The organism is Nocardioides sp. JQ2195, assembly GCF_012272695.1.
GTDB lineage: Bacteria > Actinomycetota > Actinomycetes > Propionibacteriales > Nocardioidaceae > Nocardioides.
Genome location: NZ_CP050902.1, coordinates 1673836 through 1689225 on the forward strand (window position 1 = coordinate 1673836; position 15390 = coordinate 1689225).

Genomic DNA, 15390 nt, shown 5'->3' on the forward strand with positions numbered 1-15390 from the left:
CCATGGACACGCGCAACGGGTCCGCCCCGCGCAACGAACCGCACGGCGATGACCGCGATGCCGACGACGCCCTGAGCAGTCCGGAAGGCGAAGTGGTCATGAGGGCCACTGACCTGACCGTCGAGGTGAGCACCGAGCACGGCTGGGTGACCATTGTCGATGGTGTGGACCTCAGTGTCTGCCGCAACGAGATCGTGGGGCTGGTCGGTGAGTCCGGTTCGGGCAAGACCGTCACCTCACTCTCGGTGATGGGACTCCTGCCGAAGAACGCCCGGGTGAAGCGGGGCAAGGTCGAGGTGATGGGCGAGACCATCTCCACGATGGACGAACGCCAGCTCAGCGACGTCCGAGGCGTGAAGGCCGCGATGATCTTCCAGGAGCCCAGGCGCTGTCTCAACCCCGCGTTCACGGTCGGGGACCAGGTGGCGGAGTCGCTGCGGCGGCATCGCGGTTGGTCCCGCAAACGGGCCAAGCAGCACACGATCGAGCTCTTCGAGCTCGTCGAGATCCCACAGGCGGCCCACCGCGTCACGCAGTACCCCCACGAGTTCAGCGGGGGCATGTGCCAGCGGGTGATGCTGGCCATGGCGTTGGCATGTGACCCGATGCTGCTGATCGCCGACGAACCGACCACGGCGCTCGACGTCACGGTGCAGCGGCAGGTGCTCGAGCTGATCCGGCGGCTCCAGGCCGAGCTGGGACTCGGCGTACTGCTGATCACCCACGACCTGGGTGTGGTTGCCGAGATGTGTGATCGGGTCTCGGTCATGTACGCCGGTCAGGTCGTGGAGGAGGCCGACGTCGACAGCCTGTTCCACCAACCACGCAATCCCTACACCAGTGCGCTGCTCCAGTCGATGCTGGAGCCGACTCGCCGTGGTGAGCCACTCGGCTTCATCCCGGGCATGGTGCCGGCCCCGCACCTCTTCCCAGCAACGTGCCGATTCCAGGAGCGTTGCGTCCATGCGGTGGATTCGGTGTGCACGAAGCCCATCGAGCTGCACCAGGTGTCACCCGTCCAGTCCAGTCGTTGCGCACGGATCGACGAGCTCGAGCTCCCGGGAGTGACCACATGACCACCACACCGCCGCCCGCACCGACCCTCTCGGTCCGCGGACTGACCAAGATCTACGGCCGCCGTGCCACGATCCTGCGACGGCACCCGCACCAGTTGCGGGCCGTCGACAACGTCGATCTCGACATCGCCCCCGGCAAGACGCTCGGGCTCGTGGGGGAGAGCGGCGCCGGCAAGTCCACCGTCGGGCGACTGGTGCTCAGGTTGATCGAACCCGATGCCGGGGAGATCAACCTGCTGGGCACCGACATCGGGAAGCTGTCCGGTTCCGCGCTGCGGCGAATGCGCTCGCGGGCCACCATGATCTTCCAGGACCCGTACACCTCGTTGGACCCACGGATGCTGATCAAGGACTCGGTCGCCGAGCCGCTTCTCGTGCACACCAACGACTCCCGTTCCGTCCGCCATGCCAAGGCCAAGGAGATGGTCCGTCGGGTGGGCTTGGACATCGCCCACATGGAGCGATTCCCGTACGAGATGTCCGGTGGGCAGCTGCAACGGGTCGCCATTGCTCGTGCGCTGATCACCGACCCGGCATTCATCGTGTGCGACGAGCCCGTCGCAGCCCTCGACGTCTCGACCCAGGCACAGGTGATCAACCTGCTCAACGATCTCCAGGCCGAGCGTGGCATCTCCTACCTGTTCATCTCCCACGACCTGCGGCTGGTCCGACTGATCGCGGACGAGGTCGCGGTGATGCGTCGCGGCCAGATCATGGAACGTGGCTCGGCAGTCCAGCTGTTCGAGGATCCCCGCCACGAGTACACCCAGGAGCTGCTCTCCGCGATCCCCGGGCGGAGCCCGCGCCAGCGCCGCTTCGACGGCGACACCACCTTGCGTTCCCCGGATCCGGTCGGCTGAGGCAGCCTCGCGGTCCCGGGACCGCTGTGCGCCCCGTCCGCGGCGCTGTCCACGACAAACCTCGATCGTTCGGCCCGTGCCGACCTCCGCGACGCGGTCGGCACGGGTCGTGCACGGCTGCACGAATGGTGCGGGGCGACGGAGACGCGACTCCTGCGGGTGCCGGCCCCGCGCCCGGCCCCACGCCCGCGGCCATCGACCGGCCATCGACCGGAGTCATCGACCGGGGAGCAGCCACCGGCAGCTCTCCGCGGGGGGAGTCACCAGGTGCTGCGGGCTCCGCCGTCGAGCCGGATCTCGGTGCCGTTGAGATAGCTGGCGTCAGCCGAGGCCGCGTAGGCAATCGTAGCTGCGATCTCCTCGGGCTCTCCCACTTGCCCCCAGGGGGGTGCCAGACGTGGGTACCAGTTCGTGTCGAGGGCCTTGATCTCGCCCTGCAACATCGCCGTGTTGACGCCTCCGGGCGAGATCGTGACCACCCGGATCCGGCGTGGGGCCAGCTCGATGGCCAGGCTCCCGGAATAGGCCAGCAGAGCGGCCTTCGACGCGGAGTATGCCGTCATGCCGGGAGCTGCCTGGGTGGCGGCTGTCGAGCTGACGTTGACGATCACGCCCGTGCCGTCGGCCAGGTGCGGCAGGGCCTCCCGACACACCAGCATCGGTCCGAAGGTGTTGGTCGCGAAGACATGACGGAGATGGCCGAGGTCGAGCTGGTCAGCCGGCATCGGTTCGGTGATGCCGGCAACGTTGACGACCACGTCGAGGCCTCCCAGGAGCTCCGCAGCCCCGGCGACGGCATCGACCACGGCCGTCTCCTCGCAGAGGTCGGCGGGCAGCCACCGGAACCGGCCGGTGTCCGGCACCAGCGTCGCGGTCCCCGCGAGCGCCTCCTCGTTACGACCCAGCCCGACGACCGACGCGCCCTCCCGGACCAGTCGGACGGCGGTCGCCCGGCCGATGCCGGACCCGGCGCCGGTCAGCAGCACTCGTTTGCCTTCGAAGCGCTCCATCGCATCTCCCTCTCGTCGAACTTCCAGGACGACCCTCGTTCCTCAGGGCCTTCGTCCTCGCTGGAGTCCCGATGGTCGGGACGGGGGTGGGGCACGAAGCTCCTGAGGCTCAGGCGGTTCGCGTGGTCTCCCGCAGTGCCCTCGCGGCCAGGGAGCGTGCCTGGTCCCCGAAGGACTCCGGAGTACGGTCCGTGGCGCCCATCGCTCCGCGCAGCATTCGGGAGTGGACGTCCTCGACGATGCAAGCGGTCTTCCACCAGTTGAAGGTGACGAAGAAGTCGACGTCCGAGGCGCTGGCGCCCGTGGCGGCCAGGTAGCGCTCCTTCAGCTGGTCGCGGGTCGCATACCCCGCAACGACGGTCGGGGGACTGTGCAGAGCGGTGAAGTCGTCGTCCGGCTCGGCCCAGTAGACGAGGAGCTGGCCGAGATCGGCCAGGGGGTCTCCGATCGTGGTCAGCTCCCAGTCGAGGATGCCGATCACCCGTCCGTCGTCCCCGAGGATGCAGTTGTCCACCCGGAAGTCGCCGTGCACGATGCTCGATCCGCGCTGCTCGGGGGCATGCGCGACCAGCCAGGTGTGGGTGCGTTCGAGGTCGGGCAGCTCACGCGTCCGGGTGCGCCTCCAGTTCTCGTCCCAGCGGCGCAGCTGGCGGCTGGCGTAGTCTCGGCGCGTGGCCAGGTCGCCAAGGCCCAGGCGCGCCGGGTCGACTGCGTGGAGCGAGACCATCGCATCGATCAGTGCGGGACCGACCGCAGCCCGACTCGCCTCGGGGAACGACTCGGCCGACTCAGGGTCGCGGAGCACCGTGCCGTCGAGGAACTCCACGACGATGAACGGTGCACCGGTCACGTCCGGGTCCGCACACTCCGCGAGTACCCGTGGCACGGGCACGCCGTCACCGACGGCCCGCAACAGGCGCCCCTCGCGGAGCACGTCGTGGGCGGTTCGGGGCAGGTTCCCGAGTGGGGGTCGACGCAGCACGATTCGACGCCCGGCGGCGTCGGTCACCAGGTAGGTGAGATTCGACCGGCCGCCGGCGAGGCGTTGCACGGACAAGGGGGTCACCAGGTCGAGACGCGGCGCCAGCCACTCGGTCACCCGGTCGAGGTCGATGCCGGGGACACCGGCGGGGTCGTGATCCACGGGGACTCCTGGGATGGGGGTTTGACGAATGCGGGAACCACGCTACTGTATCTCGGAATCAAGCGCTTGCTACATAGGAGAGATGATGGCGGACAAACGGATGACAGAGGCCGAGGTCGTCGGCCGACTGAGGTCGGGCATGACGATCGGGATCGGCGGCTGGGCCTCGCGCCGCAAGCCGATGTCACTGGTGCGAGAGATCCTGCGCTCGGACCTGAAGGACCTCACGGTGGTGGCGTACGGCGGTCCCGAGGTCGGCCTGCTGTGTGCAGCCGGCAAGGTCCGCAAGGTCGTCTTCGGATTCGTCACCCTGGACTCGATCCCGCTCGACCCACACTTCCGGGCCGCGCGACAGAGTGGCTCGATCGAGGTCGCGGAGTACGACGAGGGCATGCTCCAGTGGGGCCTTCAGGCCGCCGCCACCCGGCTGCCCTTCCTGCCCACCCGAGGGGGTCTGGGCACCTTGGTGATGGACACCAACCCGTCCCTGCGGACGATCGCGGACCCCTACGGCAGTGGCGACGAACTGGTCGCGATGCCGGCGATCCCTCTGGATGCGGCCCTGATCCACATGAACCGTGCCGATGCCGCGGGCAACGCCCAGTTCCTCGGACCTGACCCCTACTTCGACGAGCTGTTCGCGATGGCCGCCGAGCAGACGTTCGTCTCGTGCGAGAAGATCGTGCCGACCGAGCAGCTGACCGCCGAGCACCACCCCGTCACCGTCGCGATCCGGCGGCTCTACGTCGACGGGGTCGTGGAGGCGCCGAACGGGGCACACTTCACCTCGTGCGTTCCCGACTACGGGACCGACGAGTCGTTCCAACGTGAGTACGCGGCGGCCGCCAAGAGCCCCGAGGCCTGGACCAACTTCGTCGACACCTACCTGTCCGGCGACGAGGCCTCCTACCAGCAGGCCGTTGCGGCCCGTGAGACAGAGGAGAAGTCGGCATGAGCCAGTCATCGAATTCCGCCACCCGGGCTGAGGTCTGCGCGGTCGCGTGCGCCGAGGTGTTCCGCGACAACGGTGAGATCCTCGCCAGCGCGTTCGGCACGATCCCCAGCATCGGGCTGCGGCTGGCCCGGCACACCTTCTCGCCCGACCTGATGCTCACCGACGGCGAGTCGAGCTTCGTCAAGGGCACCTGGCCCGTGGGCAGCCCGGCCGACGGCGTTGTCGAGGCATGGTCGCCCTTCCGGAACGTCTTCGACGTGGTCTGGAGCGGCAAGAGGCACATCATCATGATCCCGGTCCAGATCGACCGCTTCGGCAACGTCAACATCTCCGCACTGGGAGACCACGAGAAGCCTTCGGTGCAGCTCGTCGGTGTCCGAGGTGCCCCGGGCAACACGGTCTACCACCCGACCAGCTACTGGGCGGCCAGTCACAGCCCCCGGACGTTCGTCCCCAAGGTCGACATGGTCGCGGGAGCCGGCACCGACTCGGCGGCCAAGGCCGGCACCGGGGCGAGCCGCCACCACGACCTCCGCAAGGTGGTCACCAACCTGGCAGTGCTCGACTTCGCCCCGGACTCCGGAGCCATGCGGCTGGTCTCCGTGCACCCGGGCGTGAGCATCGACGACGTGCGCGAGGCGACCGGCTTCGAGCTCGAGGTCGACGGCGACGTTCCCGAGACCAGGCTGCCCACCGATGAGGAGCTGGCCCTGATCCGCGACGTCATCGACCCGCGGGGGCTTCGCAACAAGGAGGTGCCGAATGAGTGATCTCGGACTGAATGAGCAGGTTCACCCGGCGCTGAGCACCCGTGCCACCGAGCTCTTCGGCGTGAAGTACCCGATCGTCCAGACCGGGATGGGCAATGTGTCCGACGCCAGGCTCACCGCCGCGACCGCCAACGCCGGCGGACTCGGCATCCTGGCTGCGGGACTGCTCTCCTACGACGAGATGGCGGCAGCCATCGACCAGATCCAGGCGAGCACCGACAAGCCGTTCGGGGTCAACGTCCGTGCCAACCAGCCGGACGTGGAGAGGCGCATCGACCTCATGATCAGCGCCGGCGTCCGGGTGGCGTCGTTCGCGCTGGCGCCGAAGCAGGCTCTCATCGCCAAGTGCAAGGACGCCGGGCTGGTCGTGATGCCCTCGATCGGCGCACGCCGGCACGCCGAGAAGGTGGCCTCCTGGGGAGCTGACGCGGTCATCGTCCAGGGCGGCGAGGGTGGTGGGCACACCGGTGAGGTGCCGACGAGCCTGCTGCTGCCACAGGTCGCTGACGCCACCGACATGGTGGTCATCGGCGCGGGTGGCTACTTCGACGGCCGTGGCCTCGTCTCCGCCCTGGCGTACGGGGCCGACGGGATCGCGATGGGAACCCGCTTCATGCTCACCGCGGAGTCACCGGTCGCCGAGTCCGTCAAGCAGGTCTACCTCACCAAGTCGGTCGACGACACCGTGCGGACCACCCAGGTCGACGGCGTGCCGCAACGGGTGGTGCGCACCGGCCCGGTCGCCGAGCTGGAGAAGAGTGGCAACGCGGGCCGTCTGCTGCGCGCCGGCCGCAACGCCCGGGAGTTCCGCAAGATCTCGGGTACCCGCTGGACCGCGATGGTCCGTGAAGGCGTGGCCATGCGCAAGCACGAGGATCTCACCTGGAGCCAGGTGGTGATGGCGGCAAACGCGCCGATGCTCTACCGGACCGCCTTGATTGACGGGAACGTCAACGCCGGAGTGATGGCGACCGGCCAGGTCGTGGGCATGATCCACGACATTCCCACCTGCGAGGAACTGGTCTCCCGCATCGTCGGTGAGGCCAACCAGGCGCTGGCGCGCCTCGGGGCCTGATTCCTGCACCTCCAATCCTTCAACGTACCTAGGAGTTCGTCATGTCTTCACTGGAGAATCGCGTAGTCGTCGTCACGGGAGCCGGCCGCGGCATCGGTCGCGAGCACGCCCTGCTGGCCGCAGCGGAGGGCGCCCGAGTCGTGGTCAACGACATCGGCGCCGGCCCCGACGGCCGGGGGAGCGACCCGTCGTTCGCGGCAGAGGTGGTCGAGCAGATCACCGCTGCCGGTGGCGCGGCCGTGGCGAGCACCGCCGACGTACGCACCATGTCCGGTGCCGAAGAGCTCCTCGCCCTTGCTCTGGACACGTATGGCCGCGTCGACGGCCTCGTCAACAATGCCGGCATCCTGCGCGACAAGATGTTCGCCAACATGAGCGAGGACGACTGGGACGCGGTGATCGAGGGCCAGCTCAAGGCGACCTTCGCGCCGAGTCGGGTCTTCGCCGCGCACTGGCGGGACGAGTCCAAGGCCGGTCGTCAGCCGAGCGCCTCGCTGGTCAACGTGCCGTCCACGTCCGGCCTGATCGGTGCGGTCGGGCAGAGCAACTACGGTGCCGCCAAGGCCGGCATCGCGGCACTGACAGGAATCCTCTCGCAGGAGCTGGTCCGCTACGGGGTCCGGGCGAACGCGGTCACTCCGGTGGCGCGGACCCGGATGACCGAGGACCTGCCGAAGATCGGTGAGATGGTCGCCGCTCCGAGTGACCCCGACGAGTTCGACGTCTACCACCCCGGCAACGTCTCGCCCCTGGTCGCGTGGCTGCTCACGGAGGACTGCCCGGAGAACGGATCGGTCTGGTACGCCAAGGGTGGTGAGATCCGGCGGTTCGCCGGGTGGAGCTACGAGTGGCAGATGGACAAGGGCGAGCGCTGGACGGTGGCCGAGCTGGACAAGGAGCTTCGCGCACGCGCCGAGGCCGCCGGGTCCGACTCCGACTCCAACCCGCACGGCTGAGCGGCACACGATGCGCGCACTGGTCTGCAACCAGCTGGGGACGCCCGATGTCCTCGAGCTGACCGAGCTGCCCGACCTGGAGCCGGGCCTCGGAGAGGTGGTCGTCGACGTCCGTGCTGCGGGGGTGAACTTCCCCGACGGGCTGATGGTCGCCGGCAACTATCAGACCAAGCCGGAGCTGCCGTTCGTGCCCGGCTCGGAGGTCGCCGGTGTGGTCCGTTCACTCGGTGCCGACGTGACTGCCCTGCACGTCGGTCAGCGGGTGACGGCGTTCTGCCGGATCGGGGGCTACGCCGAACAGGCCCGGGTGGCAGCAGCGCACGTCCACCCGATCCCGGACACCATGCCCTGGTCCGACGCAGCGGCCATGCCGGTCGCGTACGGCACGTCCTACCACGGGCTGGTCGACCGGGCCGGGCTCGCGGCAGGGGAGACCGTGCTCGTGCTCGGAGCCGCCGGAGGCGTCGGCCTCACCGCCGTCGAGATCGGGCGTGCGCTCGGTGCCCGGGTGATCGCGGCCGCCTCGAGCGCCGAGAAGCTTGCCCTGTGTGCCGCCCACGGCGCCGACGAGCTGATCGACTACCGCCGCGACGACCTCTCCGAGAGGATCAACGAGATCACCGGGGGCTCCGGTGTGGACGTCGTCTACGACCCCGTCGGCGGAGCGGCCGCGGAAGCCGCCGTACGCCGTCTGACCTGGGGAGGGCGCTACCTCACCGTCGGTTACGCCTCGGGCGACATCCCCCGGGTGGGGATGAACCGGCTGTTGCTCAACGAGGGCAACCTGATGGGAGTCCTGTGGGGCGCGTGGGCGCGACGGAACCCGGAGCGCGACGCCGCCAACATGGCGCAACTCTTCGACTGGCACCAGGAAGGACTGCTGCGTCCGCACATTGGCGGCACCCATGACCTCGCGGACGGGGTCAAGGCGCTCGACGTGGTGATGAACCGCGGAGCACTCGGCAAGCTCGTCCTGCTCACCTCGAACCAGAACGGAATCACGCAATGACCACCTCCAGCATGGATCTGGGACCCTCTCCGCGGGTCACCGAGCTCCTCGTGAAGCTGCAGCGTTTCATGGACGACTGCGTCTACCCGGCCGAGTCGGTGTACGCCGAGCAGCGCGCGGCCGCTGGCCCCGAAGGCCTGCACGTCTCGCCTCCGGTCGTCGAGGAGCTCAAGGAACAGGCGCGCGAGCGTGGTCTGTGGAACCTCTTCCTGCCTGACATCTCCGGCCTGTCGAACCTCGAGTACTCCTACATCGCAGAGCTGACCGGTCGCTCGCCCTACCTGGCGCCCGAGGCACTGAACTGTGCAGCGCCGGACACCGGCAACATGGAGCTGCTGCACCTGTTCGGCACCGACGAGCAGAAGAAGGAGTGGCTCGAGCCGCTCCTCGACGGCCGGATCAGGTCGGGGTTCTCGATGACGGAGCCCGAGGTCGCCTCCTCCGACGCCCGCAACATCAGTACCTCCATCACCCGCGACGGGGACGAGTACGTCATCAACGGTCGCAAGTGGTGGACCACCGGGGCGGCGGACCCGAACTGCAAGATCCTGATCCTGATGGGCAAGACCGACCCGGAGGCCGAGACCTATCGGCAGCAGTCGATGATCCTGGTCCCGCTGGACACCCCGGGTGTCACGGTCGTCAGGTCACTGCCGATCTACGGCTACCACGACCAGCACGGACACGGCGAGATCATCTTCGAGGACGTCCGCGTGCCGGTCGAGAACCTGCTCGGCGAGGAGGGCTCCGGCTTCGCGATCGCCCAGGCCAGGCTCGGTCCCGGCCGGATCCACCACGCGATGCGGTGCATCGGCATGGCGGAGCGGGGCCTGGAGATGATGGTTCGCCGGACGCTGTCCCGGGACGCCTTCGGTGGCCCGATCTCCGACCAGGGTGTGGTGCGGACCTGGATCGCCGAGTCGCGCATGGAGATCGAGCAGGCGCGGCTGCTGGTCCTCAAGACCGCCTGGCTGATCGACAAGATCGGGGTCAAGGGTGCGGCCACCGAGGTCGCCGCGATCAAGGTGATCGCTCCCCGGATCGCACGGTCGGTTCTCGATCGGTCGATCCAGAGCCACGGTGGCGGTGGCGTCACCGATGACTTCCCGATCGCGCGGATGTGGGCTACGGCGCGGATCCTCGGCATCGCCGACGGTCCGGACGAGGTGCACATTCGCAGCGTCGCCAGGGTGGAGATCAGGAAGCACCGCAGCCCGGTGGGTTGAGGCCGGACCGTGCCGGATCTGCTCACACGGCCCGGGTGAGGTGACGGTCCCGCTGCACGGGACGAGCGACCGGAGTGGCCGGTGGCACCGCCAGCATGGGGGTCACCGGCGCTCAGACGGGCGCCGGCGACCCGATTCGAGGTATCCGTGTTCTCCGAACGTGCGTTCTTCTCCTTCGTGGACCTGGCCCCCGAGAGCAGCCACCGCGCCTACAACGAGTGGCACCAGCTGGACCATCGCCCCGAGAACCTCCTGCTCGACGGCGTCGCCTGGGGTGACCGGTGGGCACGCACCGACAGGTGCGCACAGGTCGGCAGCGCGTCCGGTGGCCCTGACCGGGCCACCGAGGAGTTCGCCGGGACCGACTACGTGGCGATGTACTGGTTCCGGCCGCCGTACGAGGAGAGCGTCGCCGAGTGGACGGCCCTGGGTGAGGCCTCGCACCAGTGGGGCCGTGGGCCACGGTTGTCCGGCGTCCGTCGCCCCCTGACCGCCTTCTTCACACCGGTCAAGGGCTACGTCGCGCCGCGGGTGCTGGTCTCGCCTGACGCTCTGCCGTTCCGACCCAACCGTGGGCTGCACCTGACGCTGACCCGGTTCGCGGACCACCATGGTGCGGCTGCTCACGACCACTTCGCCCGCCAGGACCGGGTGACGATCCCGGAGCTGCTCGAGCTGGACGGTGTCGCCGGCGCCTGGACGTTCAGCTTCCTCGGTTCCCAGCGGCATCCGACCCTGGGCCTCAACGACCCCAGCGACCATGCGCCGGGCGAGCTGCGGATCCGGTTGCTCTACCTCGACGGCGACCCCGTGGAGACCGGTACGGCGATCGACAGCCACCTCGGTGACGAGGGGGCCGACGGAGTCGCGGAGGTGCTGCTCTCCACGCCGCTGAGCACGATCATCCCCTGGCAGGACTGGTGAGCTCACTCGCCTGAGTGAGCGCAACCCGACCGGCGCAACCCGACCGGCGTACCCCGTGCCCGCGAGCGCGCTGGGTCCGTCCTCGCGCGACGCGAACACGGATCAGTCGTCGTGCTGGCGCAGCTGGTCGGGGGAGAGGGGCGTCGGACTGGATTCGCGCCGACGCGAGCGTCGGGGACGCGCAAGGAGCGCATCGAGATCGGCCAGCATGGAGTCCGTGCGGTCGCGCTCAGAGGCGTAGTACTGCTCGGACCAGCGCAGCACCAGCTCCGGGAAGGCCCAACCGGGCTCGGCGGCTGCGCCCACGGCATCGGCTGCTGCCCGGACACGCATCTTCTCCGAGAGCTCCCGGTGCTCGGCGAGGGCTTCCCGCAGCGATGCCGGGTCACCGAGGTGCCCCAGCCACATCCGCAGCATCACGCCGTGCTTGAGCACCACTGGTTCGACGGGGGACTCAGCGACCCACCGGGCCATCGTCCGGGTGCCGGTCGCGGTGATCGAGTAGAGCCGTTTGCCGCGCACGTCGTCCTTGCTGACCACACGCGAAGTGGCGTAGCCGAGCTCCTCGAGCTTGCGCAGCTCGCTGTAGATCTGGCTGAAGGACGGCGCCCAGTAGAAGAATCGCAGGCTCCAGTCCGCCCACTTCTTCAGGTCGTAGCCCGAGAGTTCGGAGCCGAAGGAGAGCAGTCCGAGCACCGCCCAGCTGGTGGTCCTGAGGTTGGGCAAGTCCTCGTCGTCATTCGTCACTGCCATGGCGGCACGCTATCGCGTCAGCGAGCCCGGGCCGGCGAGGCTTGGCCCACCCGGAGCACATAGGGCTGTGGAGGCGTCATCGAGGAGAGCATGTCGGCCCGACGTGCGGCGATCTGGGTGAACGCCTCGGGATGGGTCATGATCCAGAAGGTGCCGTCGGCCGCCCCTTGCAGGATGGTCCGGGCCGCATCGTCGGAGGACATCCCGTCGTGCCGCAGGTGGCCACGCATCGCCTCGAGCATCGCCCCGGTGGCTACGTCCTCGTCCGCATCCGTGACCGCGTCCTCGAAGATCCGGGTGCTCACTGCGGCCGGGCACACCACGGAGACGGTCATCGAGGGGAACGACTCGAGAGCCTCGAGGTAGAGGCACTCCGTCATCGCCAGGACCGAGTGCTTGGACGCGAAGTAGGCGGCATTCATCGTGCCGTTGCTGATCGCAGCAACGGACGCGGTGTTCACCACGTAGGTGGGTCGGGGGTTCGCGCCCATCCGCGGAACGAAGGACCGGATGCCGTGGAAGACTCCGCCGGCGTTGATCCCCTGAACCCGGTGCCAGGTGTCCGGGTCCATCTCCCAGATCCGACCGATCGACTCGATCCCGGCGTTGTTGACCAGAAGCTCGACGCTGCCGAACTCCTGGTGGGCCCGCTCGGCGAGACGCTCGACCGCCTCGGGGTCCCGTACGTCGGTCGGCACGGCCAGGACCCGCCGGCCATCACCTGCCAGGGCAGCGCGCACGCTCTCGAGCCGGTCCTCGTCGAGGTCGGCCAGCACCACGTTCATCCCGATGCTGGCCGCCAGTCGGGCCACCGCTTCGCCGATCCCACTCCCGGCACCTGTCACCACAGCCGTGCGCTCTCCGAAGCACTTCGCGAGGTCTGTCATGGCGTTCCTTTCATCTGTTCCGAGGCCGTCCCGACCATCAGGATCATTGTGAACGCGACTATACCGAATAGGTATAGTCGCGTCAGATTGCGAGTGGAAGGAAGTGGGACGATGTGGGACACCGAGGTGACTGACCTCCTCGACGCGCTGAACGCCGGCTTCCCCCGGGTGGAGGAGATGACGGGCGCCCAGGCACGCGAGTCCGTGGCAGCGCGCCGCGCACCGGTGACGAACCTCGACGACGTGGAGCGGGTGGAGGACGTGCAGATCCCGTCCGCCGCGGGTCCGGTCGGAGCGCGGATCTATCACCCGCACGGATCCGTGGACCACTCTCGACCGCTGGTTGTCTTCTTCCACGGCGGCGGGTTCGTCTTCTGCAGCGTCGAGACCCATGACGGGTTCGCTCGCGCGATGTCGCGTGCGACCGGCGCGGTGGTGATCTCCGTCGACTACCGCCTCGCTCCCGAGCACAAGGCCCCCGCTGCCGCGGAGGACGCCCTCGCGGCCACCGTCTGGGCGGCGGACAACGCGCTCGCTCTCGGTGCCGATCCCCGCCGCCTCGTGGTGATGGGGGACAGTGCCGGCGGCAACCTGGCTGCGGTGGTGCCGCTGATGGCGCGGGAGCGAGGAGGGCCCGCGATCGCGGCCCAGGTGCTGGCCTATCCGATGATCGATCCCGCATGTTCCTCGCCCAGCATGCAGCAGTACGCCACTGGGCACTTCAACACACTCGCCGCGACGCGCTGGTACTGGGAGCAGTACCTCCCCGACGGGACCGGGACACCCACGCACCACGTCGCTCCACTGGAGTCGACGAGCCTGGCCGGGCTGCCCCCGGCGATCGTGGTGACCGCCCAACGAGACCCGCTCGCCGGCGACGGGCGCCGGTACGCAGAGGCGCTGCGCGCCTCCGGGGTGCCGGTCGTGCACCGCGAGTACGCCGGACTGTTCCACGGCTTCCTGACCATCCTGGGGTTGGGCGCGGCGAAGTCCGCCCGCGACCTGCTCTGGCACGACCTCGCGACGCTCGTCGCCGCAGGTGAGACACCGACACGAGGAGAACGATGATGACCACCCAGAACCCGCCCCGTCCCCAGCCCGAGCCGGGCGCGATCCGCGACATCGTGGTGATCGGCGCCGGATTCGCCGGGCTCTATGCCGTGCACGCCTCTCGCCGCGCGGGCCGGGACGTGCTCTGCCTCGAGGCCGGCCAGGGGGTGGGAGGGACGTGGTACTTCAACCGTTACCCCGGCGCCCGTTGCGACGTGGAGAGCATCGACTACTCCTACTCGTTCGACGACGAGCTGCAGCAGGAGTGGAGGTGGACCGAACGCTACGCCACCCAGCCAGAGATCCTCGCCTACATCGAGCACGTCGCGGAGCGCTTCGACCTGCTTCGCGACGTCCGGCTGGGAACCCGGGTGGCCCAGGCGCACTTCGACGAGTCCGAGGTGCTCTGGCGACTCCGCACCGATGCCGGGGAAGACATCCTCGCCCGCCACCTGGTCCTCGCCACCGGGTCCCTGTCGATCCCGAACCTCCCTGACATCGCCGGGGTCTCGGACTTCGAGGGGGAGGTGCTGCACACCGCCCAGTGGCCGGAGGAGCCGCCGACGTTCGAGGGCAAGAGGGTGGGCGTGATCGGAACCGGTTCCTCGGGGATCCAGTCCGTGCCGGTGCTCGCGGAGCAGGCGGCACACCTCACCGTCTTCCAGCGCACCGCGAACTACAGCGTCCCGGCCCTGAACCGACCGCTGACGGATGCGGACCAGCTCCGGATCCAGGCCGAGTATCCCGAGCGCCGTCGCAAGTCACGAGGGAGCGGCGGCGGCTCGCCCCATGTCGCCCATCCCCGCAAGGCCGCGGACTGCGAACCCGAGGAGCGCCGCGCTGCTCTCGAGAGGGGCTGGACGACCGGAGGCGTGCTGTTCGGAAAGACCTTCCCCGACCAGTACACCGACATCGGGTCCAACGACTTCGCCCGCGAGTTCGCCGAGGAGAAGATCCGAGCCCGGGTCAAGGACCCCGCCGTCGCTGATCGGCTGATTCCCACCGGGCAGCCTCTCGGTGCGAAACGGATCTGCACCGACTCCGGTTACTACGAGACCTTCAACCGTGACAACGTCGAGCTCGTCGACCTGCGTACCGAGCCGATCACGACCTTCACGGGCTGGGGGATCAAGACGGCTGCGTCGTCCTACGAGCTCGACGTGGTGGTCTTCGCGACTGGTTTCGACGCGCTGACCGGTGCCCTGTCCCGGATCGACCTGCGCGGTACCGGTGGTGTGCGGATCCAGGACGCCTGGAAGGACGGACCCCACACCTACCTCGGCATCCAGGTGCCGGGCTTCCCGAACATGTACCTGGTCAACGGCGCCGGGTCACCCGGAGTGCTGGCGAACATGGTGATGCACGCGGAACTGCAGTTCGACTGGATCCTCGCGATGATCGAGGAGGCCACGGCCCGAGGTGCCGACCAGATCGAAGCGCGTGCGGATGCCGCGGACAAGTGGACCGCGCACGTCGACGAAGCGGCAGCGGGCACAGTCTTCGTCCGCGCCGACTCGTGGTACCTCGGCTCGAACATCGAGGGCAAGCCGCGCAAGTTCATGCTCTACACCGGCGGGATGGGTGCCTACCTGGGCATCTGTGCCGAGGTTGCCGAGAACGGCTACGAGGGGTTCGTGCTGACGAGCAGGTCATGAGCGTCGCGGGGCCAGCCCTGACCGACCCCGTGACAGCGAC

15 protein-coding genes are annotated in these 15390 nt (G+C 68.8%); 11 read left to right on the forward strand and 4 right to left on the reverse strand.

Annotated elements, in window-relative coordinates; translation table 11 throughout:
* The first annotated feature begins 2 nt into the window (after window positions 1-2).
* Window positions 3-1076, forward strand: coding sequence for an ABC transporter ATP-binding protein (locus tag ncot_RS07950; RefSeq protein WP_240938129.1), 1074 nt, complete (start codon window positions 3-5; stop codon window positions 1074-1076).
* On the forward strand, window positions 1073-1936 hold the full coding sequence (locus ncot_RS07955; protein WP_168617126.1) for an ATP-binding cassette domain-containing protein: 864 nt from the start codon (window positions 1073-1075) through the stop codon (window positions 1934-1936). Before ncot_RS07950 ends, ncot_RS07955 begins: the two co-directional genes overlap by 4 nt.
* Before the next feature lie 260 nt (window positions 1937-2196).
* Here the strand turns inward: ncot_RS07955 and ncot_RS07960 are convergent, their stop codons facing one another.
* Both ncot_RS07960 and ncot_RS07965 read right to left on the reverse strand, forming a co-directional pair.
* A complete protein-coding gene (locus tag ncot_RS07960; protein WP_168617127.1) occupies window positions 2197-2946 on the reverse strand; it encodes an SDR family oxidoreductase in 750 nt (249 codons plus the stop codon).
* A 109-nt stretch (window positions 2947-3055) separates the two neighbouring features.
* On the reverse strand, window positions 3056-4090 hold the full coding sequence (locus tag ncot_RS07965) for a phosphotransferase family protein (RefSeq protein WP_168617128.1): 1035 nt from the start codon (window positions 4088-4090) through the stop codon (window positions 3056-3058).
* A gap of 100 nt (window positions 4091-4190) precedes the next feature.
* On the opposite strand from ncot_RS07965, the gene ncot_RS07970 reads away from it, so the two are divergent.
* The 7 genes from ncot_RS07970 (at window position 4191) to ncot_RS08000 (ending at window position 11005) form a co-directional block, all read left to right on the forward strand.
* Window positions 4191-5045, forward strand: a complete 855-nt coding sequence (locus tag ncot_RS07970; RefSeq protein WP_277345794.1) for a CoA-transferase — start codon at window positions 4191-4193, stop codon at window positions 5043-5045.
* Window positions 5042-5815: a CoA-transferase gene (locus ncot_RS07975; protein ID WP_168617129.1), complete on the forward strand. Its 774-nt coding sequence runs from the start codon at window positions 5042-5044 to the stop codon at window positions 5813-5815. The genes ncot_RS07970 and ncot_RS07975 overlap by 4 nt, the downstream gene beginning before the upstream one ends.
* Window positions 5808-6890, forward strand: a complete 1083-nt coding sequence (locus ncot_RS07980) for a nitronate monooxygenase (protein ID WP_168617130.1) — start codon at window positions 5808-5810, stop codon at window positions 6888-6890. The genes ncot_RS07975 and ncot_RS07980 overlap by 8 nt, the downstream gene beginning before the upstream one ends.
* Window positions 6891-6931: 41 nt before the next feature.
* A complete protein-coding gene (locus ncot_RS07985; protein ID WP_168617131.1) occupies window positions 6932-7846 on the forward strand; it encodes an SDR family NAD(P)-dependent oxidoreductase in 915 nt (304 codons plus the stop codon).
* A 10-nt stretch (window positions 7847-7856) separates the two neighbouring features.
* The gene (locus ncot_RS07990) at window positions 7857-8855 is read left to right on the forward strand and encodes an NADPH:quinone oxidoreductase family protein (RefSeq protein WP_168617132.1); all 999 of its coding nucleotides are present in this window, start codon (window positions 7857-7859) and stop codon (window positions 8853-8855) included.
* Window positions 8852-10081, forward strand: coding sequence for an acyl-CoA dehydrogenase family protein (locus ncot_RS07995; RefSeq protein ID WP_240938131.1), 1230 nt, complete (start codon window positions 8852-8854; stop codon window positions 10079-10081). The genes ncot_RS07990 and ncot_RS07995 overlap by 4 nt, the downstream gene beginning before the upstream one ends.
* Window positions 10082-10228: 147 nt before the next feature.
* Window positions 10229-11005 (forward strand): hypothetical protein, encoded by a 777-nt coding sequence (locus ncot_RS08000; protein WP_168617133.1) that lies wholly within the window; start codon window positions 10229-10231, stop codon window positions 11003-11005.
* A gap of 102 nt (window positions 11006-11107) precedes the next feature.
* Here ncot_RS08000 and ncot_RS08005 read toward each other — a convergent pair whose 3' ends face one another.
* Entirely contained in the window at window positions 11108-11758 is a 651-nt protein-coding gene (locus ncot_RS08005; protein ID WP_168617134.1) for a PadR family transcriptional regulator, read from the reverse strand.
* 17 nt (window positions 11759-11775) lie between these two features.
* A complete protein-coding gene (locus ncot_RS08010; RefSeq protein WP_168617135.1) occupies window positions 11776-12645 on the reverse strand; it encodes an SDR family NAD(P)-dependent oxidoreductase in 870 nt (289 codons plus the stop codon).
* A 111-nt stretch (window positions 12646-12756) separates the two neighbouring features.
* Here ncot_RS08010 and ncot_RS08015 point away from each other — a divergent pair, with 111 nt between their 5' ends.
* Both ncot_RS08015 and ncot_RS08020 read left to right on the forward strand, forming a co-directional pair.
* Window positions 12757-13713: an alpha/beta hydrolase gene (locus ncot_RS08015; protein WP_168617136.1), complete on the forward strand. Its 957-nt coding sequence runs from the start codon at window positions 12757-12759 to the stop codon at window positions 13711-13713.
* Window positions 13713-15350: an NAD(P)/FAD-dependent oxidoreductase gene (locus ncot_RS08020; protein WP_168619236.1), complete on the forward strand. Its 1638-nt coding sequence runs from the start codon at window positions 13713-13715 to the stop codon at window positions 15348-15350. The genes ncot_RS08015 and ncot_RS08020 overlap by 1 nt, the downstream gene beginning before the upstream one ends.
* Window positions 15351-15390: the final 40 nt, after the last annotated feature.

What these genes read in the sequence shown, in the direction of transcription:
- ncot_RS07950 (WP_240938129.1), top strand. Translation starts at nt 3, where the DNA reads ATGGACACGCGCAACGGGTCCGCCCCGCGCAACGAACCGCACGGCGAT.
- ncot_RS07955 (WP_168617126.1), top strand. Translation starts at nt 1,073, where the DNA reads ATGACCACCACACCGCCGCCCGCACCGACCCTCTCGGTCCGCGGACTG.
- ncot_RS07960 (WP_168617127.1), bottom strand. Translation starts at nt 2,946, where the DNA reads ATGGAGCGCTTCGAAGGCAAACGAGTGCTGCTGACCGGCGCCGGGTCC.
- ncot_RS07970 (WP_277345794.1), top strand. Translation starts at nt 4,191, where the DNA reads ATGACAGAGGCCGAGGTCGTCGGCCGACTGAGGTCGGGCATGACGATC.
- ncot_RS07975 (WP_168617129.1), top strand. Translation starts at nt 5,042, where the DNA reads ATGAGCCAGTCATCGAATTCCGCCACCCGGGCTGAGGTCTGCGCGGTC.
- ncot_RS07980 (WP_168617130.1), top strand. Translation starts at nt 5,808, where the DNA reads ATGAGTGATCTCGGACTGAATGAGCAGGTTCACCCGGCGCTGAGCACC.
- ncot_RS07985 (WP_168617131.1), top strand. Translation starts at nt 6,932, where the DNA reads ATGTCTTCACTGGAGAATCGCGTAGTCGTCGTCACGGGAGCCGGCCGC.
- ncot_RS07990 (WP_168617132.1), top strand. Translation starts at nt 7,857, where the DNA reads ATGCGCGCACTGGTCTGCAACCAGCTGGGGACGCCCGATGTCCTCGAG.
- ncot_RS07995 (WP_240938131.1), top strand. Translation starts at nt 8,852, where the DNA reads ATGACCACCTCCAGCATGGATCTGGGACCCTCTCCGCGGGTCACCGAG.
- ncot_RS08005 (WP_168617134.1), bottom strand. Translation starts at nt 11,758, where the DNA reads ATGGCAGTGACGAATGACGACGAGGACTTGCCCAACCTCAGGACCACC.
- ncot_RS08010 (WP_168617135.1), bottom strand. Translation starts at nt 12,645, where the DNA reads ATGACAGACCTCGCGAAGTGCTTCGGAGAGCGCACGGCTGTGGTGACA.
- ncot_RS08015 (WP_168617136.1), top strand. Translation starts at nt 12,757, where the DNA reads ATGTGGGACACCGAGGTGACTGACCTCCTCGACGCGCTGAACGCCGGC.
- ncot_RS08020 (WP_168619236.1), top strand. Translation starts at nt 13,713, where the DNA reads ATGACCACCCAGAACCCGCCCCGTCCCCAGCCCGAGCCGGGCGCGATC.